At 52.5% G+C, this 23,407-nt stretch carries 22 protein-coding genes; 16 read left to right on the forward strand and 6 right to left on the reverse strand.

Annotated elements, in window-relative coordinates; genetic code table 11:
• Nucleotides 1–13: 13 nt before the first annotated feature.
• Entirely contained in the window at nucleotides 14–2,290 is a 2,277-nt protein-coding gene (gene parC / locus F5I99_RS15755) for a DNA topoisomerase IV subunit A (RefSeq protein ID WP_151057638.1), read from the reverse strand.
• Between the two features lie 108 nt (nucleotides 2,291–2,398).
• On the opposite strand from parC, the gene F5I99_RS15760 reads away from it, so the two are divergent.
• Genes F5I99_RS15760 through F5I99_RS15805 form a run of 10 tightly spaced genes read left to right on the forward strand, consistent with a single transcriptional unit; the run spans nucleotide 2,399 to nucleotide 10,671 of the window.
• Nucleotides 2,399–2,725: a hypothetical protein gene (locus tag F5I99_RS15760; RefSeq protein ID WP_151057640.1), complete on the forward strand. Its 327-nt coding sequence runs from the start codon at nucleotides 2,399–2,401 to the stop codon at nucleotides 2,723–2,725.
• Nucleotides 2,725–3,627, forward strand: coding sequence for a ChaN family lipoprotein (locus F5I99_RS15765; RefSeq protein ID WP_151057643.1), 903 nt, complete (start codon nucleotides 2,725–2,727; stop codon nucleotides 3,625–3,627). Before F5I99_RS15760 ends, F5I99_RS15765 begins: the two co-directional genes overlap by 1 nt.
• Nucleotides 3,628–3,648: 21 nt before the next feature.
• Nucleotides 3,649–4,152, forward strand: coding sequence for a Na+/H+ antiporter subunit E (locus F5I99_RS15770; RefSeq protein ID WP_151057645.1), 504 nt, complete (start codon nucleotides 3,649–3,651; stop codon nucleotides 4,150–4,152).
• On the forward strand, nucleotides 4,149–4,427 hold the full coding sequence (locus F5I99_RS15775; protein ID WP_151057647.1) for a monovalent cation/H+ antiporter complex subunit F: 279 nt from the start codon (nucleotides 4,149–4,151) through the stop codon (nucleotides 4,425–4,427). Before F5I99_RS15770 ends, F5I99_RS15775 begins: the two co-directional genes overlap by 4 nt.
• Nucleotides 4,424–4,780, forward strand: coding sequence for a monovalent cation/H(+) antiporter subunit G (gene mnhG, locus F5I99_RS15780; RefSeq protein ID WP_151057649.1), 357 nt, complete (start codon nucleotides 4,424–4,426; stop codon nucleotides 4,778–4,780). The genes F5I99_RS15775 and mnhG overlap by 4 nt, the downstream gene beginning before the upstream one ends.
• The gene (gene mbhE / locus F5I99_RS15785; protein WP_191905873.1) at nucleotides 4,773–5,729 is read left to right on the forward strand and encodes a hydrogen gas-evolving membrane-bound hydrogenase subunit E; all 957 of its coding nucleotides are present in this window, start codon (nucleotides 4,773–4,775) and stop codon (nucleotides 5,727–5,729) included. The genes mnhG and mbhE overlap by 8 nt, the downstream gene beginning before the upstream one ends.
• Nucleotides 5,719–6,024 (forward strand): NADH-quinone oxidoreductase subunit K, encoded by a 306-nt coding sequence (locus tag F5I99_RS15790; RefSeq protein WP_151057654.1) that lies wholly within the window; start codon nucleotides 5,719–5,721, stop codon nucleotides 6,022–6,024. Before mbhE ends, F5I99_RS15790 begins: the two co-directional genes overlap by 11 nt.
• Nucleotides 6,021–7,484, forward strand: coding sequence for a complex I subunit 5 family protein (locus tag F5I99_RS15795; RefSeq protein WP_151057656.1), 1,464 nt, complete (start codon nucleotides 6,021–6,023; stop codon nucleotides 7,482–7,484). Before F5I99_RS15790 ends, F5I99_RS15795 begins: the two co-directional genes overlap by 4 nt.
• On the forward strand, nucleotides 7,481–8,977 hold the full coding sequence (locus F5I99_RS15800; protein WP_151057658.1) for a complex I subunit 5 family protein: 1,497 nt from the start codon (nucleotides 7,481–7,483) through the stop codon (nucleotides 8,975–8,977). Before F5I99_RS15795 ends, F5I99_RS15800 begins: the two co-directional genes overlap by 4 nt.
• Nucleotides 8,974–10,671, forward strand: a complete 1,698-nt coding sequence (locus F5I99_RS15805) for a complex I subunit 5 family protein (RefSeq protein ID WP_151057660.1) — start codon at nucleotides 8,974–8,976, stop codon at nucleotides 10,669–10,671. Before F5I99_RS15800 ends, F5I99_RS15805 begins: the two co-directional genes overlap by 4 nt.
• A 44-nt stretch (nucleotides 10,672–10,715) precedes the next feature.
• Here F5I99_RS15805 and F5I99_RS15810 read toward each other — a convergent pair whose 3' ends face one another.
• The gene (locus F5I99_RS15810) at nucleotides 10,716–11,795 is read right to left on the reverse strand and encodes an NAD(P)-dependent alcohol dehydrogenase (protein ID WP_151057662.1); all 1,080 of its coding nucleotides are present in this window, start codon (nucleotides 11,793–11,795) and stop codon (nucleotides 10,716–10,718) included.
• A 174-nt stretch (nucleotides 11,796–11,969) separates the two neighbouring features.
• Between F5I99_RS15810 and F5I99_RS15815 the strand changes: the two genes are divergently transcribed.
• From F5I99_RS15815 to F5I99_RS15835, 5 genes are all read left to right on the forward strand, one after another.
• A complete protein-coding gene (locus F5I99_RS15815; RefSeq protein ID WP_151057665.1) occupies nucleotides 11,970–12,815 on the forward strand; it encodes an AAA family ATPase in 846 nt (281 codons plus the stop codon).
• 18 nt (nucleotides 12,816–12,833) lie between these two features.
• Nucleotides 12,834–14,012, forward strand: a complete 1,179-nt coding sequence (locus F5I99_RS15820; RefSeq protein ID WP_151057667.1) for a vWA domain-containing protein — start codon at nucleotides 12,834–12,836, stop codon at nucleotides 14,010–14,012.
• A gap of 93 nt (nucleotides 14,013–14,105) precedes the next feature.
• The gene (locus F5I99_RS15825; protein WP_151057669.1) at nucleotides 14,106–16,850 is read left to right on the forward strand and encodes a DUF2339 domain-containing protein; all 2,745 of its coding nucleotides are present in this window, start codon (nucleotides 14,106–14,108) and stop codon (nucleotides 16,848–16,850) included.
• 176 nt (nucleotides 16,851–17,026) lie between these two features.
• On the forward strand, nucleotides 17,027–18,193 hold the full coding sequence (locus tag F5I99_RS15830) for an MFS transporter (protein WP_151057671.1): 1,167 nt from the start codon (nucleotides 17,027–17,029) through the stop codon (nucleotides 18,191–18,193).
• A gap of 104 nt (nucleotides 18,194–18,297) precedes the next feature.
• Nucleotides 18,298–19,218: a helix-turn-helix transcriptional regulator gene (locus tag F5I99_RS15835; RefSeq protein ID WP_151057673.1), complete on the forward strand. Its 921-nt coding sequence runs from the start codon at nucleotides 18,298–18,300 to the stop codon at nucleotides 19,216–19,218.
• On the opposite strand, the gene F5I99_RS15840 is transcribed toward F5I99_RS15835, so the two are convergent.
• Both F5I99_RS15840 and F5I99_RS15845 read right to left on the reverse strand, forming a co-directional pair.
• On the reverse strand, nucleotides 19,215–19,757 hold the full coding sequence (locus F5I99_RS15840) for a rhodanese-like domain-containing protein (RefSeq protein ID WP_225307438.1): 543 nt from the start codon (nucleotides 19,755–19,757) through the stop codon (nucleotides 19,215–19,217). The genes F5I99_RS15835 and F5I99_RS15840 overlap by 4 nt on opposite strands.
• 102 nt (nucleotides 19,758–19,859) lie before the next feature.
• Nucleotides 19,860–20,696, reverse strand: a complete 837-nt coding sequence (locus F5I99_RS15845; RefSeq protein ID WP_151057675.1) for a Rossmann-fold NAD(P)-binding domain-containing protein — start codon at nucleotides 20,694–20,696, stop codon at nucleotides 19,860–19,862.
• Between the two features lie 116 nt (nucleotides 20,697–20,812).
• On the opposite strand from F5I99_RS15845, the gene F5I99_RS15850 reads away from it, so the two are divergent.
• Entirely contained in the window at nucleotides 20,813–20,956 is a 144-nt protein-coding gene (locus F5I99_RS15850; RefSeq protein WP_191905874.1) for an entericidin A/B family lipoprotein, read from the forward strand.
• A 3-nt stretch (nucleotides 20,957–20,959) separates the two neighbouring features.
• On the opposite strand, the gene F5I99_RS15855 is transcribed toward F5I99_RS15850, so the two are convergent.
• Together F5I99_RS15855 and parE are read right to left on the reverse strand one after the other, a co-directional pair.
• Nucleotides 20,960–21,427, reverse strand: a complete 468-nt coding sequence (locus F5I99_RS15855) for an LEA type 2 family protein (protein WP_225307439.1) — start codon at nucleotides 21,425–21,427, stop codon at nucleotides 20,960–20,962.
• Nucleotides 21,428–21,508: 81 nt separating this feature from the next.
• Nucleotides 21,509–23,407 (reverse strand): DNA topoisomerase IV subunit B, encoded by a 1,899-nt coding sequence (gene parE / locus F5I99_RS15860; RefSeq protein WP_151057677.1) that lies wholly within the window; start codon nucleotides 23,405–23,407, stop codon nucleotides 21,509–21,511.

Consider the following 23,407-nt stretch of genomic DNA (forward strand, 5'->3'; position numbering starts at 1 on the left):
AGTTAGCAACCTGTCAGCTGCTGGGGGTATCCTCCCCAGCCGCTTTGATCACCTCTAAACCATCCACACGCTGGTATCCACGCGGCAGCTTGTTGCCGCGACGCCCACGCTCACCCCGGTAATGTTCCAGATCAGCGGCTTTCAGTTTCAGGTGTTGACGCCCCGAATTAACCTGTAACAAATCGCCCGGCGACAACAGCGTTATCGCAACCAGCAGCTCTTCTTGAGCCGCAGCACGTGCGGAAGGAATATTCAGGATTTTATTACCCTTGCCTTTACTTAGCTCCGGTAGCTCACTGACGGGGAACACTAACATCCGCCCGTCACTGGTCACTGCCGCAAGCAAATCCTGCTGCAGGTCACTGACTCTCACCGGACTGAGTACCTGGGCATTTTTCGGCAGACTCAACGCGGCTTTACCATTTTTAGTTTTACTGCTCAAATCGGCTATAGAGGTAATAAAACCATAACCCGCATCAGATGCCAGCAATACACGCTCACGTTCAGCCGCACAGATCATGCCATCAATACTGGCGCCTTTTGGCAGCGACAGTTTTCCGGTCACCGGCTCACCTTGTCCCCTGGCAGAAGGCAGAGTATGCGTATCCAGGGTATAACTGCGTCCAGTGGAATCCAGCAGGATGGTCGGCTGATTCATACGTCCGGGACACGCCAGCTTAAAGGCATCACCCGATTTGTAGCTTAAACCGGCCGCATCGATATCATGCCCTCTGGCTGCCCTGATCCAGCCCTGCTTTGACAGCACTACTGTGACCGGATCAGCCGACAACAGATCTTTTTCACTGAATGCCTGAGCTTCTTCACGCTGTACCAGTGGTGAACGACGTGCATCTCCAAACTCTTCGGCTGTTTCTTCGATTTCCTGGCGAATCAATTTGCGCATCAGGTCGGCTGACCCCAGCGTCTCTTCCAGATATTTGCGCTCCTCATCCAGCTCATTCTGCTCGGTACGGATTTTAAACTCTTCAAGCTTGGCCAAATGGCGCAGCTTCAGATCCAGAATGGCATCGGCCTGAATCGCCGTGATACCAAAGCGTGCAATCATCTCCTGCTTGGGATTATCTTCTTCACGAATAATCCGGATCACTTCATCAATATTGAGGTAGGCGATCATCAAGCCTTCAAGAATATGCAGACGATCCATAACCTTCTGCAAGCGATGCGTCAGTCGGCGACGTACCACTTCGGTGCGCCAACTGAGCCATTCGGTGAGTATCTGGCGCAGATCCTTCACCTGAGGACGCCCATCAATACCGATCATATTCATATTGACGCGGTAGCTGCGCTCCAGATCAGTAGAGGCAAACAGATGCGCCATGAGCTGTTCGGCATCGATACGGTTGGAGCGTGGCACGATGACCAGACGGGTGGGGTTTTCGTGATCAGACTCATCACGCAGATCACTGACCATCGGCAGTTTTTTCTGCTGCATCTGTGCGGCGATCTGCTCCAGCACTTTATTACCCGAGACTTGGTAAGGCAGTGCAGTAATGACAATATCGCCGTCTTCGCGGATATACACAGCACGCATTTTTAATGAGCCACGTCCGGTGCAGTAAAGCTTTTCCAGGTCAGCCTTAGGGGTGACAATTTCGGCCTCAGTGGGCATATCCGGACCCGGGATAATATCACAGAGCTGCTCAACGCTCGCTTGCGGGTGATCCAGCAGGTACACACAAGCCGCCGCCACTTCGCGCAGATTATGCGGCGGAATATCAGTTGCCATACCCACAGCGATACCCGTGCCGCCGTTTAATAACACATTTGGCAATCGGGCCGGGAGGAATTCAGGCTCATCCAGCGTGCCATCAAAGTTAGGCTGCCAGGTTACTGTACCCTGACCCAGCTCTTTCAGCAGCACTTCAGCATAGGGGGAAAGGCGTGATTCGGTGTAACGCATGGCGGCAAACGACTTGGGATCATCCGGCGACCCCCAGTTGCCCTGCCCATCCACCAACGGGTAACGGTAGCTGAATGGCTGCGCCATCAACACCATCGCTTCATAACAGGCAGAGTCGCCATGTGGGTGGAACTTACCTAACACATCACCGACGGTACGCGCCGATTTTTTGTGTTTGGCCGTCGCTTTCAACCCCAGTTCCGACATCGCATAAATAATGCGGCGCTGCACTGGCTTCATGCCATCACCTATGTGCGGCAGAGCACGGTCCAGAATGACATACATGGAATAATCCAGGTAGGCTTTCTCACTGAAAGTGCGTAGGGGTAAACTTTCGGTTTCACCGTTAAATGTGGTTTCTATTGGCATTAGATTTCCGGTCAGAGTCGGTTTTTTTCCGTAAATATCAACAAACAGGCTTCACAATTGCAACCCTGTTACCATAATAAGGCTATCACTACCCTAGAGGAAAGTCCGATGACTGTCACAAACAACCGCCTGATGCTGGAACTGGAAAAATTTCGCCGTGAAATTAACCGCGAAATCATCAACCCGATGATCCCGGAACTCAGTCTTGAGGACCTGAAACCGCTCTTGTCCATGGTGGCACACACCCGGGGTTCCTATATCGCCGAGCTACTGGAAATTGCCAAACTGTCTCATGATTCGGTACCGTCCAGCGATCAGATCAAACAACTCAAGCAATGCAGAGAAACCTTCGATGAGTTGGTAATGGCCGTGAATGCACTGGAAACCGTGATTCAGCGCGACTATCTGGACGTTAAGCCCAAAGGAAAACTCTAATGCACAGACTCGGTCACAGACTGTTACTCGGGCTGGCTCTGCTGTTTTCCACTGCCGCCCTGGCTGATACTCGCTGGCTGGCACCAGAGCAGGTCAACAACCCGTTAGTGGGAAAACTCTGGCATAGCGAGCCACGGGCATTTATTGATCTGGATAACCTCCTGAGCAGTCTGCCAGTCGGTAGTTGGCTACTGCTGGGAGAACAGCATGACCATCCCGATCATCATCAACTACAACTGCAGATTTTAACCCGGCTGGCTCAACAAAACCGTCTCGGTAGCGTAGCGTTTGAGATGGCCAATTCTGATCAACAAGCACAGATTGATGAGTGGTCAGGTCGTGGTGATAGTGTCACAGCCGAGGCACTAGACTGGTCAGCAGGCTGGCCCTGGGAGCGCTATGCGCCGCAGTTGCAATTTGCGCTGAATCAGGCCAAACAGGTAGTTGCCGCAGACCTGCCACGTGCAGCGCAAATGCAGGCCTATCAGTTGGGAGCGCCTGAAGGTTACCTGGATACAGCGCATACCCGTTATATGATGGAGCTAATCTACACCAGCCATTGTGCACAGTTACCACGCACCAGCCTGATACAGATGCTACAGGTACAGCTGGCCCGGGATCAGCAGATGGCCCGCCGTATGCAAGCCACCACTCAAGTCGACAAGATCAATGTATTGATTGCAGGAGCCCAGCATACCCGTAACGACACGGGCGTTGCGCGCTGGTTGCCGGAGACGCTCTCTTCAACCAGTTTGATTATGGTAGCGTTAAGCGAGCAAACCGATCCGACTTACTATTTAGAAGAAACCTATCCGGACTACGCGGCTGAGGGACAGAGCGCAGATTTGTTACTCTTCACCCCAGCGATGCCTGAGCAGGATCATTGTGCCGCATTTCAGTAAAATGGCCAGGATAAACCATCTATGACAAAGGTGATAAGCAGCGTCATTAGCGACCCCATGGCACTCCTCTGGCGCCTGTTACTGGCGGCAGGCTTCTGGTGGACCCTGACAGGGGGTGATTCAGGCAGTTGGATTATCGGACTACCAGCCATCCTTCTAGGCGTCTATGTCAGCTTTAGCCTGAGTACACCGGGTATTCACAGACTCTGTCTACCGGCACTGCCCGGTTTCCTGGTGTATTATTTCAGCACCTCGTTGATTGCCGGATTAGACATCGCCAGACGCATTCTTTCACCCCGACTGCCCTTAGCCTCCACCATGCTCTCCTTTGAAACCTCACTGGAAGGCTTACCTCGCTGGTTATTCATAAGCAGCTTAAGCCTGATGCCCGGCTCGCTCGGTGTGCGTTCAGGCGCTGATGGGCTGCTGATTCACTCTCTGGATTCAGCGGACACCACCCGTAAAAGTTTACGCAAGCTTGAAAGCCACATAATTCGCTTGCTACCTGCCCGGGAGGTTGGATGACCAGTATTTATCTGATTACGCTTACTTTACTGCTGACTTCTTTACTGATTGGCGCCCTAAGGGTTCTCCGTGGACCGAAGCTGGCCGACCGATTACTGGCTGCACAGCTGTTCGGCACCACCGGGGTTGCAGTCTTGCTGGTACTGGCTGAACTTCAGCAACTGAATGCAGCACGGGATACCGCTTTGATTCTGGCACTGCTGGCCATGCTGGCCACGGTGGCCTTTGTCAGCCGAGTCTGGAAAGCTTCAGCTCCCCAGGAGAAGTCAGAATGAGCGCGACAACACTGCTACAAGCGGTGTTATTGATCAGCGGTAGTCTGATGTTTATTGTCGGCTCCATCGGACTGGTGCGCTTCCCCGATACCTATACCCGCATTCACGCACTGACCAAAGCCGATAATCTCGGGCTGGGGTTAATCATACTGGGGCTGATCCCGAGCAATTTTTCAGTGTCCCTGACCCTCAAACTGCTGTTGATCTGGCTGCTGGTCATGCTGGCCAGCGCCCTTAGCGGTCACCTGGTCGCTTGGGAGGCACATGCTCAGGGCATGCCCACACGACAGCCGGGGCCGGATGACAAGCACACCAGACAGGAACAAACCAGCCAGGACAGTGCCGATGAATGAGCTGATCGACTGGGCGCTGGTGTTGGGTCTCTGGTCCGTGGCGCTGATCAGCTTGATGAGCCAAAATATTTTTCGTGCCGTAGTGTTTTTCATTTTACTTGGCATTCTCTTGTCACTGGCCTGGATCAGACTCGATGCCGCTGATATTGCTCTTGCGGAAGCGGCTATCGGTGCTGGCATCACTGGCGTACTGTTGCTCGACACCCTTGGGCACCTGAAAAAAACAGGCAACCTTCAGCCAGGTCACATCCACTTAAATCACCCTAGATTCTGGTTGGCCATCAGTGCAGCGTTGTCATTGGTAGGGGTACTTTTGTGGGCGGTCTTGCAGCAACCTGACATGCAAGTTGCGCTGCATCAGCAGGTAGCCCAGGCCATGCCAGACAGTGGTGTAGAACACCCGATCACAGCGGTGCTGCTCAACTTTCGCAGTTACGATACCCTGTTAGAGGTCGCTGTACTGGTTCTGGCAATACTGGTCGGAATGACATTGAAATCACGCCATCCGGAGCCTGACAGTCTACCAGGGTTACCCAACCCACTACTGCATGCCAATTTAGCCCTGCTCATTCCGGCCATGCTGATCACCTCGGCCTACCTGCTTTGGGCCGGTGCTGACCGACCCGGAGGTGCCTTTCAAGCTGGAGCGGTTTTGGCCGCTGCATTTATCCTGTTGCACCTCTCTGGCATTCGCCTGTCAGCACATCTCAGCCACCGAGTAATGAAATTTGGAATAGTACTGGGTTTCTGTGTCTTTCTGACACTTGGCACCAGCGTCATGCTTGCTGACCGGCCCTTTCTGACCTACCCGGAGTCAACTGCCGGACTATTTATTCTGGTCATCGAGTTAGCCCTTACCCTGTCTATTGGTTTGATTCTTTTGAGCCTGTTTAGCGTAACTAATGCAGCAGCAAAGTCAGCCGATAAGGACTCGACGCATGAGCAGTGATCTGATTTTTACACTAGGGGGTATTGGCCTGTGTGGATTGGGCCTGTTCGGCTTTATCTATCACCGCCACTTGCTACGACGTCTGATCGCTTTCAATCTGTTAGGCAGTGGCACTTTCCTCGTACTGGTGGGCTTTGCTCAGCAGGGACGTGGTGAGGCTGATCCGATACCGCAGGCACTGGTGCTGACCGGTATTGTTGTCGCTGTAGCAGCAACCGCCTTAGCACTGTTATTAATCCGGCGCTGGTTTCAACTCAAGAACACCACACAGTTGCCCGAGGATGACAGACTATGAGCCTGATATCCTCCCCGATACCCTGGTTACTGATTATACCGCTATCCGGTGCGGTGCTGACGATGCTGTTACCTGGACGACTGCGATCAGTCGCGTCACTGCTGGGTATTTCGGCGCAACTGATCGCGTCCTTCTCACTGTTACTGCTGGTACAAAATACCGGACCGGTAACCTATGCTCTGGGAGACTGGCAAGCCCCACTGGGCATTGCCCTGCGAGCCGATGGTCTGGCCACGCTGTTTGTACTGATGAGCACCCTGGTAAGCACCGTCTGTGCTCTTTACGCTCAACAATACCTGACGCGCGAGAAGCTCGATGGTTTTTGGCCTTTGTTCTGGTTTCTTTGCGCCTCACTGAATGGCATCTGGCTGGCTGCCGATAGTTTCAACTTATATGTCTGTCTGGAGTTACTGACCTTATCAGCCGTCGGATTGGTAGCCTTTGCCGCCGATGAAAAATCCCTGGAAGCAGCAATCCGCTATCTGTATGCAGCGCTACTGGGGTCCATGGGCTATCTATTGGGTGTCGCCCTGCTGTATGGCGCTCACGGTACGCTGGCACTGGATGGATTGGCCTCCCATTGGCAGGCGGGCGCGACATCACAAGTTGCCATAGCATTAATCCTGGCAGGGCTAATGCTTAAGACAGCAGTATTTCCACTGCATACCTGGTTACCTCCGGCACATGGCGGTGCGCTGACACCCGTCAGCGCCCTCCTGTCCGCACTGGTCATCAAGGCCTCTTTGTATATCCTGTTGCGCTTCTGGATAGAGCTGGATATTTACCGCCAGACACCCGCCCTGTCGCAATTGCTGGGGGTGTTCGGTAGTGGGGCTATTTTATGGGGGGGATGGATGGCGATGCATCAACAACAACTGAAGATGGTCATAGCCTACTCCACCCTGGTCCAGGTAGGCTATATGCTGCTGATGTTTCCCTTACTGACGGCTGAGTACCCGGAAGCCACAATCATGGCTTACCAGGGTGGCATACTCATGCTGCTCGCCCATGCATTGGCCAAAGCAGGGATGTTTCTGGCAGCTGGCAATCTGATTCTTTGTACCGGTAAACCCGAACTTACCGCCTTGGCAGGAATGAGTCGTTATCGACCAATGAATATTTTTGCCTTTGGTCTGGCTGGTGTCAGCATCATGGGTCTGCCTCCCAGTGGTGGCTTCAGTGGCAAATGGCTGTTACTGCAAAGCAGCCTGATTTCACAGCAATGGTGGTGGACGCTAGTGATGTTACTCGGCAGCTTACTCTCTGCGGCGTATATTTTTCGTGTGTTTGCTTATACCTACCGGGAAACAGGTGAGGGCGACACCTTCGCCAAACCCGCCTTATCACTTGAACTGATCGCACTGTGTTTATCCGCCAGCAGTATACTGCTGGGCTTTATGGCCATGCTGCCACTTGAACTGATCAGCTTGCCTGGACCTCTCAGGGACTCGCTGCCATGAACTGGATTAACGTTCTCCCACTCGCCGCGCTGATGACCTCATTTATAGTAGCTATGGTCATTTTCATTCTGCCAGAGCAGCAGCATAAAACACGCAGCGCTCTTAACCTGGCAGCAGCCATATTAAAATTGGCCTTAATCGCGCTGCTAATTTACTTTGTATTGCAGCAGCACACGCCAGAGATCAGTCTGGAGGTGCTGCCCGGACTGTCCATGGTATTGCGCGCAGATGCCTTGGCGATGCTGTTTGCCGGGTTATCTTCGGTACTCTGGTTGTTTACCACCATCTATGCCATAGGCTATCTGGAAAACTCCCCGAATCGCAGCCGCTTTTTCGGCTTTTTCAGCCTCTGTGTTGCCAGTACCATGGGTATTTCACTGGCAGGCAATCTGTTCACCTTCCTGATTTTTTATGAGCTCCTGACGCTGTCCACCTACCCGCTGGTGGTACATCGCGGCACAACAGCGGCATTAGCCGCCGGGCGTACTTATCTGATTTATACGCTAAGCGGTGGTGTTGTACTGCTGACCGGTATCGTGGGTCTCTACGCCCTCGGTGGCGATATTCCTTTTGGTGAGACTGAAATAACAGCCGCACTGATAGGCTCCTGGCCAGGTTGGATGACTCTGATTTTCGCCCTGTTAATCATCGGCCTGGGTGTAAAAGCGGCGCTGTTTCCATTCCATGGCTGGCTTCCTGTCGCCATGGTGGCCCCGGCACCTGTCAGCGCTCTGCTGCATGCTGTCGCCGTGGTCAAAGCTGGGGCTTTTGGCATTATTCGGGTTGTCTATGATATTTACGGTATTGAGCTGGCCTGGCAGCAGGGTTTGCTCTGGCCACTGACACTATTAGCCGCCTTCACCATTATTTATGGCTCCCTAAGGGCACTGCAACAGAGTGATCTCAAAAAACGCCTGGCCTATTCCACCGTCAGCCAGGTGGCTTACATCATACTGGGTATCAGCTTATTCGGCCCGCTCGGTAGTATTGGCGGGCTGGTACATCTGCTACATCAAGGGCTGATGAAGGTGACCCTGTTTTTCTGTGCCGGGAACTATGCCGAAACGCTGGGAATCCATAAAATTCATCAGTTGGATGGTGTCGGGCAGCGTATGCCCATGACCAGTGCAGCCTTTACCATCGGTGCGCTGGGTATGATCGGTATCCCCCCCGTTGCAGGCTTTGTCAGCAAATGGTACTTAGGAACCGGGGCGTTAGATGCTGGCCTGGATTGGGTTGTTTATGTGCTGGTGGGCAGCAGCTTACTCAATGCCGCCTATTTTCTGCCGGTACTTAAACGTATCTGGTTCAACCCACAGCAGGGCAACTGGCCCGATGAAATAATCGTCGGCTGGCGCGACACTACACCCTGGCTACTGATTCCAACACTGGTTACAGCCGGGCTAAGCCTGGCCGCAGGATTGTTTGCCGGCTCATCTATCAGCCCGCTGAGCTGGGCTGAACTGATCACACTGCGGGAGTATCTGCCATGACGCTGACCCAGTGGCTGCTCTTGTTTACCCCCCTGTTACCACTTTTACTGGCGCTGGTCTGCTGTTTGCCAAGGCTACAATCATGGCTTGGTTATGCCGCACTGATAGCGCCCTTGCCCGCGCTGCTGCTGAGTTTTATGCCAGTAGAGCAACTGAATCTGTCAGCGCTGTTACTCGGCAGCGTTTGGCAAACGCTGCCTATCAGCAAAACCTTCTTAACTTTTACCAGCCTGCTGTGGCTGTTCAGTGCACTCTATGGTTTAGGCTATCTGCGTAAAGATCCAGCCGCCGGGCGTTTCTGGCTACTCTGGTTGCTGACATTAACCGGCAATCTTGGCTTGTTAATCAGCGCGGATATCATCAGTTTTTATAGCTTTTTTGCACTAATGACTTTCGCCGCCTATGGACTGGTAATTCATCAGCAAGACAAGGCCGCCATGCGTGCAGGCAGAATCTATCTGATTATGGCACTCATGGGAGAAATGCTGCTTCTGGTGGGCTTATTCCTCGGCAGTGCGGCAACCGAACATAGCTCACTGCTATCTCAGGATATAGCGGCTGCGATTGCTGAATCGCCTGATGCCGGGCTGATTGTGTTCTGTCTGTTCAGTGGATTCGGGGTCAAAGCGGGCCTGCCATTACTGCATTTCTGGCTGCCGTTGGCCCATCCGGTTGCCCCCACGCCCGCCAGTGCAATACTGAGCGGTGCTATGATTAAAGCCGGCCTATTTGCCTGGATCAGTTTGTTGCCACTGGGCTATATGCAAGAACCCATCTGGGGGTTAATACTGATTTTTGTCGGTTTGCTGGCTGCCTTTGGTGCGGGCTTGATTGGGGTGATGCAAGCTTCACCCAAAGCGGTATTGGCCTACTCCAGCATCAGTCAGATGGGCATCATGACGCTGTCTTTGGGTTGCCTGTTTATTCTCCCTGACCTGACAACCATGCTGCTGCCGGTACTGGCGTTCTATGCCCTGCACCATGCCTTGACCAAAGGTGCTTTATTTTTATCGGTCAGCTTTAAGGATGCATACCAAGGCATCCCTGTGTTTCTGCTGGGACTGGGAATGCTGCTGCCTGCGCTGTCACTGGTTGGGCTATTTGCCAGTGGTGCTCAGGCCAAGTTACTGCTGAAAGCGCAGCTACATCAAGACGGGCTACCCGGCTGGTTGATCCCTGGCCTGACCCTCAGTGCCGTGGCTACAACCGGGTTGATGCTGCGTTTTTTATGGCTTCTCTGGCAACAGCGAAGTCACCAGCCAGAATATGCTGACAAGCGCATGCAACTGGGCTTTGCCGCCACTTTAATAGCCAGCGCACTGGCACCGCAACTGCTGGCTGGCCCGCTCCATATAACACCACTTTACCAACAACCTGATGCCTATGTGGGTCTGCTCTGGGTACCAGCAATTACACTGGCTATTGGCTGGCTGATCAGCCGCAATGGACCCGCCTGGCGATTGCCACAGGGTGATTTGGTGGTAGTACTGGAGCGTGGAATAGCGGCGCTATGGCAGAAGCTTAAGCAACTAAATCAAGTGCCAGTGCTACCCACTTGGCTACCTGGTGTGGAATCACTGAAAACCCTCTACAACCTGCCGTTACCTGAGCAACTGGCAAAAAGCCAGATCGCCTGGTTATTCGGTGTTGTGATAGTCGTGGCAACGCTGATTATGGCGGTGACACAGGGCTAGAAGGCAGACCGGAATCTGGCCTGCCACTTTATCTTAAACTGGCCTCAACTAGCCTGAATCGCCACTTTCAACACCCCATCGCGCTGGTGTGAAAACAGCTCATAGGCTTCAGTGATATTTTCCAGCTTATAGCGATGGGTCACCATCGGCCCCAGATCCACACGCCCGGATGCAATCACATCCATCAGGCGGCGCATGCGCTCCTTACCACCCGGGCAGAGGGACGTGATGATCTTGTGATCACCCAGCCCGGCACAAAAGGCATCCAGTGGAATCGACAGATCACTAGAGTACACACCCAGGCTGGACAGCGTGCCGCCCGGCTTCAGCACCCGCAAAGCCGCTTCGAAGGTTGACTGCAACCCCAGCGCTTCAATGGAAGCATCGACACCACGACCATGGGTCAGCTTAAGGATTTCAGACACCACATCCACTTTCCGAAAATCCAGGGTAATATCAGCACCCATCTGCCGGGCTATTTTCAGACGCTCATCGATGCCATCGACAACAATAATACGACTGGCTCCACGCAGTTTTGCACCAGCGGTGGCACACAAGCCGATAGGTCCCTGGGCGAATATCGCTACAGTGTCACCAATACGTATGTTGGCCGCTTCAGCTCCGGCAAAGCCAGTTGACATGATATCCGGGCACATCAGCACCTGTTCATCGGTCAGCCCATCCGGCACAGGTGACAGATTAGCCTGAGCATCTGGCACTAACAGGTACTCGGCTTGCGCCCCGTCAATGGTATTACCAAAGCGCCAGCCGCCCAGGGGTTTGTATCCATGGGCATGACTGCCGCCATCCTGTGACGAACAACCATCCTGACAGGCATAGGAGGTAAAGCTCGGACAGATAGCGCCCGCTATCACCCGCTGCCCTTCCTGATACCCCTGTACATTAGCACCCAGCTTTTCTATTACCCCCACCGGTTCGTGCCCGATAGTCAGGCCCTTGGCAACCGGATATTCGCCTTTAAGAATATGTATATCCGTACCGCAAATAGTCGTTGTGGTCACCCGGATCAGCGCATCATTCGGGCCTATCTCCGGTACCGGTTTATCATCTATTTCAATGCGGCCGGGTTCAACGAACACAGCCGCTTTCATCATCATCGCCATCTCTGTATCTCCTTAAATTTAGCAATCCTTTTTATAAGGTTTTTATTAATCACCTTAACTGTAGATCATGGCCATCAACTCTGCCATTTAGCCGCAGCGAAGAGTGTTTGAGCCACAAGCAGACACACAGTACACTGGCTGTTCGAGTTGATGGATCTGAATGGAAGAGACAAGATGCAATTCAAAGGCACCGAACGCTACGTCGCGACAAACGAACTGCAGATAGCGGTGAATGCCGCGCTTACGCTACAGCGGCCCCTGCTGATCAAGGGTGAGCCGGGTACAGGCAAAACCCTGCTGGCTGAAGAAGTGGCAGCGGCGCTGGATATGCCACTGTTTACCTGGCATGTTAAATCCACCACCAAGGCACAACAGGGGTTGTATGAGTATGATGCGGTATCTCGTCTGCGTGATTCGCAGCTGGGCCACGACAAGGTGCATGACATCAGCAACTACATAGTCCCGGGCAAACTCTGGGAGGCCTTTACCTGCGACCAGCCTGCCGTTCTGCTGATTGATGAGGTGGACAAGGCCGATATTGAATTTCCCAATGACCTGCTGCTGGAACTCGATCGCATGGAGTTCTATGTCTATGAAACCCAGCAGCAGATTAAAGCCACTCATCGTCCGTTGGTGATCATCACCTCAAATAACGAAAAAGAGCTACCGGATGCGTTTCTGCGGCGCTGCTTTTTTCACTATATTCGCTTTCCTGACCAGGACACCATGCGCCAGATTATTGAGGTGCACTTCCCTTCCATTCAGAAACAGCTGGTAGAGAAAGCCCTGGAAGTCTTTTATGACCTGCGGGATATTAGCGGATTAAAGAAAAAACCCAGCACCTCCGAACTGGTTGACTGGCTCAAGCTACTCATGGCCGACAACCTGGCACGCGAGGTATTACTGGAACAGGATAGCGCATCAGCGGTTCCACCGCTTTGCGGAGCCTTGATCAAAAACGAACAGGATGCCGGACTGCTAGAGCGCCTGGCCTTTATGATTCGGCGCCAGCAGCGCTGATCAGCCCAAGGAAACACCATGCTGATCGATTTTTTCCAAGCGGTACGCGCAGCTAAAATTCCTGCGACTCCCAGAGAGTTATTGGACCTTATCCGTGCCCTGGAGGCCGATCTGGCCTTTGCCGACCTGGATGGTTTTTATCTGCTGGCACGCACCTGCCTGGTCAAGGATGAAAAGTACTATGATCGCTTTGATCTGGCCTTCTCCAGTTACTTCAAGGGCATCGGCGAGTTAGAGACCACAGTGGAGCAACTGATCCCGGATGACTGGCTGCGTCAGACCTTCGAGCGTCATCTGAGCGAAGCCGACAAGGCTGAGCTGCAAAGCCTTGGCAGCCTGGACAAACTACTGGAGACCCTGAAACAACGCCTGGAAGAACAGCAGGGACGGCATGCCGGGGGTAATAAATGGGTCGGCACCGGCGGCACCTCACCCTTTGGTCATGGGGGTTACAACCCGGAAGGCATTCGTATCGGGGGTAAATCGACCCACCGTCGTGGAGTTAAGGTCTGGGAAAAGCGTGAGTTTCGCAATCTGGATGACCAGCAGAATCTGGAAAACCGCAATATTCAGGTGGCACTGAAACGCCTGCGTAAATTTGCCCGCACCGGAGCTGAAGAAGAGCTGGACCTTGACGGCACTATTCGCGCCACCGCCAGAAATGCCGGGCATCTGGATCTGAAAATGGTGCGGCAAAAACACAATGCGGTGAAAGTCCTGCTGTTACTCGATATCGGCGGCTCCATGGATGATCATATCGCCCTGATCGAAGCGCTGTTCAGTGCCTGTCGTAGCGAGTTTAAACACCTGGAACACTTCTATTTCCATAACTGCCTGTACGAATCCGTGTGGAAAGATAACCGGAGACGCTTCAATGAGCGCACCGCCACACTGGATCTGCTGCATAAATATGCTCAGGACTACAAGGTTATTTTCGTTGGTGATGCCTCCATGTCACCCTATGAGATCGCTGTCCCTGGTGGCAGTGTTGAGCATATGAATACCGAAGCGGGAAAAACCTGGATGCAGCGCGTGACTGATACCTGGCCATCCCTGGTCTGGCTCAACCCCGTGCCCCAAGGCTACTGGCCCTACACTCAGTCGATTGGCATGGTGCAGCAACTGGTGCAACAGCGCATGTTTCCGATGACGCTGGAAGGCCTTGATGCAGCCATGAGACATCTAAGTAAAACATGATCCTGAGCAACCAGCTGTGTAATCAGAGTTGCAGTTAAGCGGCAAGCATTCTAGAGTTAGGTCTTTGATAAACCTTAGGGAAGCGGTTGAGCTATGTATGATACATGGTTGGTCATGGCAGTGGTGTTCTTTCTATTAATGCTCTCCAGCATAGTGTTGAGTTGGACTAATTTCTTCACCCTGAAAAAACTCCAGCGAACGCTAGCAGAACTGCAACACCAGCGTCCACCTGAACATACCAGCCACGTTCAGCAACCGGCCAGACCACAGACCAGCCAGACTGACACACAAGCGGATCTAGCCACTCAGCTTAGCGCCAAGATGGCGGCAAGCCAGATCGCCAGCCCTGAACCCCCTGCAACAGCTACTGAACCGGATGCTGACTTCGATACAGCAGCCCCTGAAACCCGATCCGCTGAATCCGTAGAGTCTGAAACACCAACAACAGATCCTTGGGGCACTAGCCCTGCGAATCCCAAGCCACAAACACAGGTTAAACCGGCAGAAGACGCAACCCCGGCAGGCCAGTCTTCGCTCAAAGCCAACTGGATGGTCTGGCTGGGCGGGTTATGCGTCGGCTTATCCGGCATTTTCCTTGCCCGTTATTCAATGGAGCAAGGCTTGCTAGGGCCACAAGCAAGGATTCTGCTCGGCATTCTGCTGGGGCTGGGATTACTGGTTGCCGCCGAATGGCTCAGACGTAAAACCCACACCGCTTATACCGCTGTTGCCGCACTGGCAGGGGGAGCCAGCATAGTGCTCTACAGCGTCATTCTATCGGCACTGCACCTCTATCACCTCTGGCCACCGATGCTGGTATTTGCCCTGCTGGCTTTGGTCTCTCTGGGCAGTATGCTACTGGCTGTATGGCATGGTCCGGTGCTGGCACTGATCGGCATCACCGGTGCCTATCTGGTTCCCCTGATGCTGGGCGGCAGCGGTAGTGATCTGTTACCTGTGCTGATCTATGTGTTGATTATTACCGGATCGTCACTGTTTCTACAGCGCTATGTACAGAGAAACTGGCTATTTGTACTCACCCTGGCGGGTACACTAAGCTGGTGGTGGTTAGTGCAACTCAGCGGCCGTTCACTGGAATGGACGGGGCTCTACCTGACCCTGAGTGCCTATCTGTTTCTTAGTATTCCTACGCTCAACTTCCGCCTGACGCAGCCCATTGCGGATCAACCCCGTCGCCGCTCAATCAAAGCTTTCTTGCGTTTTGATAGCACCTCACAGCAACACCTGTTCATCAGCTTAATATTGATCATTCTGGCACAAACGATCAGTATTGCCCTGCGCCCTGATTGGCATTCGGCGCTATGGTACTGGACACCGCTGCTGCTGTTACTGCTGTTCGCCAGCCGCTTCAATGAAAGCCTGAAGCTCCTGCCTTGGTGCAGTGCCCTACTGTTATTCTCCAGCCTGGTTGTCGCCCACTTGCATACCGACTGGCAATTCGGGTTGGTATTCAGACCGCTGTTGCCACAACAACAACTGCAGTTATTGCAGCTACTGCTACTCTGGACACTGGCCTATGGAGCACAGGCCTTCTGGCAACTGCGCAGCCACTGCCGCTACCCGGCATTGGTGCTGTCGTTAGGCGTACTCACGCCGCTGATTGCGCTGGCACTGGCCTGGCAACTAGCCGGTAACCTGTTACAAGACTGGTTCTGGAGCGCCGCATCACTCTTGTGTGGCCTCGCCTATATTGGCCGTGCACAGCAGCGGGCAAAACAGGATCGCAGCCGCAGTTGGCTGATTTTCGCCGGTCATCTGGGCTATTCCCTCGCCGCAGTCATCCTGCTGGAACCGGCTACCCTGACGCTGGCACTGGCAGCGCAGGTGGTGTCACTGGCCTGGCTGCAACAACAGCAGCCTGATGCTTTGCTCAGTTGGGTGATGAAAGCCTTAATCATGTTGATCCTGGCCCGCCTGACACTGCAACCCTGGGTGCTGCAGCAATATGACACCTCCCTGCTCAGTTATGGCGGCTGCCTGGTGCTGGTACTGGTTGCCAGCCGAATCAACCATCAAGAGCGACTATCGCGCTGGCTGGAAGGTGCCAGTCTGCACCTGCTGGTGTTGTTCCTGGCGATGCTGCTGCGCTACTGGCTGCATGATGGCGCACTCTTTATACACCACTACAGTTTCACCGAAGCGGCTTTCAACACCCTGATCTGGGGATCAATCGGACTGGTGTATTATTACCGCAGTGCGCTGGCCGAGAATACCCACGCGCTCTGCCTGTTCGCTTCGCGTCTGCTGCTGTTAGCCGCCGTACTCAACTACCTGGTGCTCCTCACTTCGCTCAACCCAGCGTTCAACCCACGAATCGATTTGAGCAGCACACCTATATTTAACGGTCTGCTGCTAGCCTATGGCGCTCCAATACTGATCTTTGTACTGGCGGCTCGCTGGTATCTACAGGAATACCGCACCGGCTTCTGGGGGCTCGCTGGCATCGGCAGCTGGATTTTTATCACCCTGGAGGTCCGTCATCTCTGGCAAGGCAGCTTGTCTACTGATCTACCGATGCAAAGTGGCGAGCTTTACAGCTATTCACTGGTCTGGTTACTCATGGCGGCCAGCGCCATTCTGATAGGCTCACTACGCCAATGGATACACCTGTATCAGGCAGGCATGCTGCTGTTACTGATCACTATCGCCAAAATTTTCCTGATCGACATGTCCGACCTAATCGGCCTGCTGCGCGTTGCTTCGTTCATGGGACTGGGACTGTGTTTGCTGGGACTGGCGTTTGTACATCAGTGGTTGAGTCTCCGCCGGGCGGCTGTCAGTGAACCTCCGGAGGCATCCACACCGGCAAACCGGTAAAAATAAAAACACCGCAAATTGCGCAAGCTCTGACAAGAACACAGCAAGATCTGACAGCTATCTTGTAGCTGATTGATATAAATTATTGGAGTCAATGCAGAGGATGAAAACCCGTTACTGAACAACGAAGATGCATAGATTCAATAGTCTTCGGGTTAGCCAGTAGGAGATAAGTCATGACCAGCTTGGAGTCTTCACATAAGGCTAATCATCAATTCGTTATCCAGACCCTTGTGCTATTACTGGGCGTAAGCGTGGTTGGTTCTAATGCTTTTCTAATGAGCCCGGTGATGCACGACATCAGCTCCAGCCTAAGCTCAAGCGTTGGTCAAACTGCACGGGCTGTAGCTGCCTATGGAGGTGCACTGGCCTTAACCGGACTATTTCTTACTGGGTATGTGCAAAGATTTGGGTATAAGACAGCTCTCATGGTATCTGGAGCAGTACTCACCCTAGGCATTTTATCTACGGGTCTGGCAGGGAACTGGCAAATGCTATTAGCGAGTCAGGCCGTTGCTGGATTAGGTGCAGGAATACTGTTACCGACGCTCTACTCTATGACAGCGGTAGTCGCACCTAAAGGAAAAGAGTCTGCTACCTTAGGAAAGGTCATAACGGGTTGGTCTTTAGCCATGGTCGCAGGGGTGCCATTGAGTGCATTCATCGCCGACTTGCTATCATGGCGTTATGCTTATTTCTTAGTCAGTAGCTTGAGTCTGGCAGCCACCCTGGGTTTTTTGTGGTTACCCAACGCTGAGACTGGCAACAGAACAGAACCAACGTCATTACGCTCTGCATTCAAGATACCCGCCTCCCTACCGACCTATCTGATCTGTTTCCTTTACATGGTCAGCTTCTATGGCGTTTTCACCTTTTTGGGAAGCCATGTTCAATTGACGTTACACTACTCCACCTCTTTTTCTGGCCTAACGGTACTGGTTTATGGCATAGGCTTCGGAGTGGCAGGACTGACTGGGAAGCGACTGGATGAACACACGCCGCAAAAACTCATTAAACCCACCCTTTTCAGCCTGGCACTGGTTTACCTGTCTTTTGTTGTTCTGGCAACGAATTACTGGTTATTACTTGCCGGGTGCCTCATCTGGGGTTTTGTCAATCAACTCGGACTTACCTGCCTGGTATCCATTCTAACCCAGCTTGATCAGAACCAGAGAGTGCGGTTGATGGGGATATACAGTGCCGTGGCCTATGGCGGCACGATGGTAGCCGGTATCACCTTCGGGCTGATGTATGATATTGGCTCTTTTAGCACCTTATTAATTGCAGCAGCCGCTTTGTGCCTCACAGCTTTTTTAATTAGCCTAACCGTATATAAACGCTGATTCTTATCATTACTTTTTGTTGATTAGGTTAGCTGGCCAGCTTGTGTTTATGCTACATCCTATTTATGCTAATTTGCTATTAAGCGACCTATTAAGGCAAGGTAATGGTTTCAACCAGCACCGAATTAGTACAAGGATGCGGATACACCCGCCATATTCCAGGAGAACTACTGCTAAGCTCCAGTGGTTTGTGTCTGGACGGTTGTTTTATTGGTTGGCATACACAATCTAATCAGCCTATTGAGAGTGACCGGCCCGCTACCACAGAACATCAGTTTGTATTATATGAATCTGCAGAAGAACAAGGTGAATATCAGTATAATCACGGCTTATGGAGAAAATACACCAAGCGAACCAATGATTGGTATATCGCGCCCGCCAATGAAAACAGTATCAACTGGCGCTCAGTTACTACACATGCTACTAATACCCCATCGATTTTTCGAATCCATATAACGCCAAAAAAATTACACGCTAATGCCCTGGATGTCTTTTCTATTAACACTTCATCCATAGCATTAGATCATAGAATGAATATTCAGGATTCATTTATGGCTGGATTAGCCGGTGAACTTAAGAGTGAATTAAAAAATCCCTGTAATTCATCGCACTTGTATATAGAGCAATTAATCGAAACCTTCTCTGCATACATTCTAAAACGTTATTGTAAATTCAATACTGAAGCTATAAATCGATTGCCGATGTTGAGCTTGAAACGCAAGCACGACCTGATTGACTATATACATGATAATATTGGTAACGAACTTGCACTGGCAGAGCTCGCAGACTTGGCCTGCTTGAGCAAGTATCATTTCGCCAGGGCATTCAAGGAGACCTTCCGAATCACGCCTCATAGCTATGTATTAAAATGCAGGATAGAACACGCCTCCAGTCTTCTGAAAAACACTGATCTTCCTATCTCCATCATTGCTGAGCAGTGTGGATTTAGCAGTGCATCCCGATTTTCAAAGGTGTTTTCTAACCTGCAAGGGATAAGCCCAAATCAATATCGGCTAAAGGATTAACGCTGACTACGATAAATTTTTTCGGCATTCATACGGCTGCCCCAAGGTAGTCCAGAATTCTGCCAGCCATTAACGACACGCATACCCGATTGAGGACCTTCTTTTGCCGAACCGCCCTGAAAACCATTGATCACAAAGCCTGCATTGCTAAAGCCTTGCTCTTGCAAATAACGGGCACTGGGCTCGCCACGCTCACTGCCTGAACGGCACATAGTGATCACCTGCGCCGTTTTATCCAACCCGCGTGCTTCCAGCAGGGCTTCAACTTCAGCGGCAAAGTTTGGGTTCACTGACATGCGAAAGCGGTTGTTCTCCTCATCCCAGTCATAACGATCAACCTGCATAAACGGAATATTGGCATCCACGACATCGGTTGAGCCAATAAACATCACCTCTACGGGATCGCGGACATCAATAAACAGCATCTGATCGCCTTGCTCCTGCTTCAGGGCATAGGTTTCTTCCGGGGTTAATCCCATCGCCCAGACCGGCGAAGCCAGCAGGCAAGAGAGAACAGCAGCCAAAATCAATTTACGCACAATACATTCCTCATCTTTAAATTAGATTAAGTTAATATTATGGCAGTTATCACTCGACCGCAATCTATCCTTGGTCGTACAGTGGCAACGTCTGGATTTAAATCAGGCTTGCTGACTTAAAAGCGCCGAATAGCCTGCGCGATAATCCGGATAGTGCCAGACAAAACCACTGGCTTTAAGGCGTTGATGACAGATCCGCTTGCTATCGCGGTGAATCGGGACAGTCGACCTTGCCTCCACGCCCAGTTGCTGCTGCAACCAACTGAGCACTTCATGCAAGCTGGCGGGACAGGTATCGGTTAGATTATAGGCTGAGGCAAGCGCCTTGCCTTGCTGGCGACAATTGATCAGATGCATGACCGCACGCGCGGCATCATCTATATGGATACGATTGGTGTAGATCGGTGGCTCTGACGGGGGCAGTACACCCTGGCGGGCCTGTTGCTGCAGGTAGTAACGTCCAGGGCCATAGAGGCCGGAGGGCCGCAGCAGTGTTACAGGCTGGGGTTGTGCCAACCAGTAGTCTTCGGTTTCCAGCAACACCCGCGCCGTGTCACGCGAGGGACAGCGCTCAGCCTGTTCATCCACCCACTCCCCCCCTGACTGGCCGTAAACACCGGTTGAGGAAATCAACCAGACATGCGCTGCAGGCGCTTGATCTCTGAGTGCCTTAGCCGCCTGCTGCGCCACCTCGAGATAGGCTTGCTGATAGGCTGCCACACCCGAACCAGAGGGTGACAGACAAAGCACCACATCATCCGGTGCACAGGGCAGATCCGGCCAGGGACTCGCCGCATCATGCTGGATCAACGTCACACCTGGCGGCGTATCAGTGCCGCGACGCATGCCTTGCACCTCTAGCCCCTGCTGAACAGCCAAGTAAGCAATACGCCCACCCAGGTCACCCAAGCCCACTAGCAATAGTGTTTTCTGCTGCATTCTGACCTCTTGCGCCATGCTAAAATGAAGCCATACCCGATTTATTCACAAGCATGATATTATTAAAGCGGTTAAATTCAGAGCGTTGGCTTCAAACTACCTACAGGAAAACAGTCATGATCCAAAAAACCTCCCTGATGCTGCTGACATTAATACTGCTGCTTGGCAGCCTGACCCTAAGCGGCTGCAATACCGTTGAAGGGCTGGGCAAAGACATCCAACGCGGTGGTGAAAAAATTGAACGTGCTGGAAGCAGCTGAGAGTCAAGGCGTCAACCGCAGTTGTCCACTCTCCTCAATGTTGATCATCGGCAGCAGGCGTCCGGCATCCAGCCGGGCGCTGAAACCATACTCCAAAGAACTACGTTGATTGTTACTGAACAGGTCACCTAACAGTCGAGCACTACCAAACAGATCGGGACTGGCTTGTATGACGAAATCGGCCTGCCCATAGGCCGGTACTGTCGGAATATCCGGCGTTGCGCCACTGAGAATCTGGTAGCCCTCTATCTCAACTGCATAGGTCATGCCGCGAAAGGGTAACGCGGAACGATTGGGATTAATGATCTGTATACCTATATCAAAGCGTGGCGCCATGCCAACCCTATTGGGCGCAAGTGTGAAGGAGGTGATATTAACCTGTGGTTTTTCATAACTACCGGACAGTGCCGCACAGGCACTCAGCCCGAGCAGCACAGTCAATAAACCCATTAGCCGAAGTACTCTTCTCACCCTGTATTCCTTTATTTACAGACAGACCAGTGTCTATAAGAACATCTAGCGGATGAGCCTTAGCTGAACAGTTTCCTGAGGCTAAACTACCACCTCAGCCAAATTCCCCTTACTCTCCAACCAAATCTTGCGATCACCGGAGCGTTTTTTCGCCAGCAGCATGTCCATCAACTCCAGGGTGCCGTCGGCGGCTTCCAGCGTCAGTTGCACCAGTCGACGGGTATCCGGTGACATAGTGGTTTCACGCAGTTGCAGTGGGTTCATCTCACCTAGCCCTTTGAAACGCTGCACGCCGATTTTGGCATTACGACGCTCGGCCCGAATCCGGTCGATGATCGCATCACGCTCTTCTTCATCCAGGGCGTAGAACACCTCTTTGGCTACATCGATGCGATAGAGGGGCGGCATGGCTACATAAACATGGCCTGCCTCAACCAATGGACGGAAATGCTGTACAAACAGCGCGCACAGCAGTGTAGCGATATGCAGACCGTCGGAGTCGGCATCGGCAAGGATGCAGATTTTGTTATAGCGCAGTCCATCCAGCTTGTCTGAACCAGGGTCCACGCCGATGGCGACTGAGATATCATGAATTTCCTGCGAGGCGAGTACTTCAGAGGAATCCACTTCCCAGGTATTAAGGATCTTGCCACGCAACGGCATGATTGCCTGAAACTCGCGGTTGCGTGCCTGCTTGGCAGAGCCGCCAGCGGAGTCCCCTTCGACCAGAAACAGCTCGGAACGATCGGTATCGGCACCGGAACAGTCGGCCAGTTTGCCTGGCAGCGCTGGCCCTTGGGTGATTTTTTTACGCACTACCTTTTTATTGCTACGCATGCGCTTCTGGGCGTTATTGATTACCAGCTCAGCAATCTTCTCGCCCTCTTCCACATGCTTGTTCAACCAGAGCGAGAAGGCATCTTTCACGGCTCCGGAGATAAAAGCGGCTATCCCGCGTGAGGATAGTCGCTCTTTGGTTTGTCCGGAAAACTGCGCATCACGCATTTTTGCTGACAGAATGTAGCAGCACTTGTCCCAGATATCGTCGGGGGCCAGTTTAACACCACGTGGCAACAGGTTACGGATCTCACAGAACTCGCGCATCGCTTCCAGCAGACCGGTACGCAGACCATTGACGTGGGTGCCGCCCTGAGCTGTTGGAATCAGGTTAACATAGCTTTCAGCGGTGATTTCTCCACCATCCACCAGCCATTGTAACGCCCAGTCTACGGCGTCTTCTTCACCGGTCAGACTACCGGTAAACGGTTCTTCCGGCAGGGTTTCCCATACCTGGGTGGTACCTTTAAGATAGGATTCCAGACCGGCTTCATAGAGCCAGACTTCCTGCTCTTTCTTGCCGCTGCTCATATCGGTAAAGCTGACTTTCAGACCCGGGCAGAGCACGGCTTTGGCACGCAGGTTATGTTTAAGCCGGGTTAAACTGAATTTTGGGCTGTCGAAGTATTTCGGATCCGGGGTGAAGCGAACGGTTGTCCCGGTATTGCGCTTGCCACAGCTACCAATCACCTCCAGCTCAGAGACTTTATCACCATCGGCAAAGCCGATCCGGTGCACCTGGCCGTCACGTCGTATTTCCACATGCAGCAGTTTAGACAGGGCATTAACCACCGACACGCCCACGCCGTGCAAACCACCGGAAAAGCTGTAGTTATCATGATTAAACTTACCCCCGGCATGCAGCCGGGTCAGAATCAACTCTACTCCACTGACGCCCTCTTCCGGATGGATATCCACTGGCATGCCGCGGCCATCATCTGTAACTGACAGTGAACCATCTTCGTGCAGGACAACATCAATTTCTTTGGCATGGCCAGCCAACGCCTCATCCACAGAGTTATCGATAACTTCCTGAGCCAGATGGTTGGGTCGATCGGTTTCGGTGTACATCCCCGGTCGACGTTTGACCGGATCAAGACCACTGAGAACTTCAATCGCATCGGCATTATATTGTTTGGTCAT

It is taken from the genome of Nitrincola iocasae (genome assembly GCF_008727795.1).
Taxonomy (GTDB): domain Bacteria; phylum Pseudomonadota; class Gammaproteobacteria; order Pseudomonadales; family Balneatricaceae; genus Nitrincola; species Nitrincola iocasae.

What these genes read in the sequence shown, in the direction of transcription:
- parC (WP_151057638.1), bottom strand. Translation starts at nt 2,290, where the DNA reads ATGCCAATAGAAACCACATTTAACGGTGAAACCGAAAGTTTACCCCTA.
- F5I99_RS15760 (WP_151057640.1), top strand. Translation starts at nt 2,399, where the DNA reads ATGACTGTCACAAACAACCGCCTGATGCTGGAACTGGAAAAATTTCGC.
- F5I99_RS15765 (WP_151057643.1), top strand. Translation starts at nt 2,725, where the DNA reads ATGCACAGACTCGGTCACAGACTGTTACTCGGGCTGGCTCTGCTGTTT.
- F5I99_RS15770 (WP_151057645.1), top strand. Translation starts at nt 3,649, where the DNA reads ATGACAAAGGTGATAAGCAGCGTCATTAGCGACCCCATGGCACTCCTC.
- F5I99_RS15775 (WP_151057647.1), top strand. Translation starts at nt 4,149, where the DNA reads ATGACCAGTATTTATCTGATTACGCTTACTTTACTGCTGACTTCTTTA.
- mnhG (WP_151057649.1), top strand. Translation starts at nt 4,424, where the DNA reads ATGAGCGCGACAACACTGCTACAAGCGGTGTTATTGATCAGCGGTAGT.
- mbhE (WP_191905873.1), top strand. Translation starts at nt 4,773, where the DNA reads ATGAATGAGCTGATCGACTGGGCGCTGGTGTTGGGTCTCTGGTCCGTG.
- F5I99_RS15790 (WP_151057654.1), top strand. Translation starts at nt 5,719, where the DNA reads ATGAGCAGTGATCTGATTTTTACACTAGGGGGTATTGGCCTGTGTGGA.
- F5I99_RS15795 (WP_151057656.1), top strand. Translation starts at nt 6,021, where the DNA reads ATGAGCCTGATATCCTCCCCGATACCCTGGTTACTGATTATACCGCTA.
- F5I99_RS15800 (WP_151057658.1), top strand. Translation starts at nt 7,481, where the DNA reads ATGAACTGGATTAACGTTCTCCCACTCGCCGCGCTGATGACCTCATTT.
- F5I99_RS15805 (WP_151057660.1), top strand. Translation starts at nt 8,974, where the DNA reads ATGACGCTGACCCAGTGGCTGCTCTTGTTTACCCCCCTGTTACCACTT.
- F5I99_RS15810 (WP_151057662.1), bottom strand. Translation starts at nt 11,795, where the DNA reads ATGGCGATGATGATGAAAGCGGCTGTGTTCGTTGAACCCGGCCGCATT.
- F5I99_RS15815 (WP_151057665.1), top strand. Translation starts at nt 11,970, where the DNA reads ATGCAATTCAAAGGCACCGAACGCTACGTCGCGACAAACGAACTGCAG.
- F5I99_RS15820 (WP_151057667.1), top strand. Translation starts at nt 12,834, where the DNA reads ATGCTGATCGATTTTTTCCAAGCGGTACGCGCAGCTAAAATTCCTGCG.
- F5I99_RS15825 (WP_151057669.1), top strand. Translation starts at nt 14,106, where the DNA reads ATGTATGATACATGGTTGGTCATGGCAGTGGTGTTCTTTCTATTAATG.
- F5I99_RS15830 (WP_151057671.1), top strand. Translation starts at nt 17,027, where the DNA reads ATGACCAGCTTGGAGTCTTCACATAAGGCTAATCATCAATTCGTTATC.
- F5I99_RS15835 (WP_151057673.1), top strand. Translation starts at nt 18,298, where the DNA reads ATGGTTTCAACCAGCACCGAATTAGTACAAGGATGCGGATACACCCGC.
- F5I99_RS15845 (WP_151057675.1), bottom strand. Translation starts at nt 20,696, where the DNA reads ATGCAGCAGAAAACACTATTGCTAGTGGGCTTGGGTGACCTGGGTGGG.
- F5I99_RS15850 (WP_191905874.1), top strand. Translation starts at nt 20,813, where the DNA reads ATGATCCAAAAAACCTCCCTGATGCTGCTGACATTAATACTGCTGCTT.
- parE (WP_151057677.1), bottom strand. Translation starts at nt 23,407, where the DNA reads ATGACCAAACAATATAATGCCGATGCGATTGAAGTTCTCAGTGGTCTT.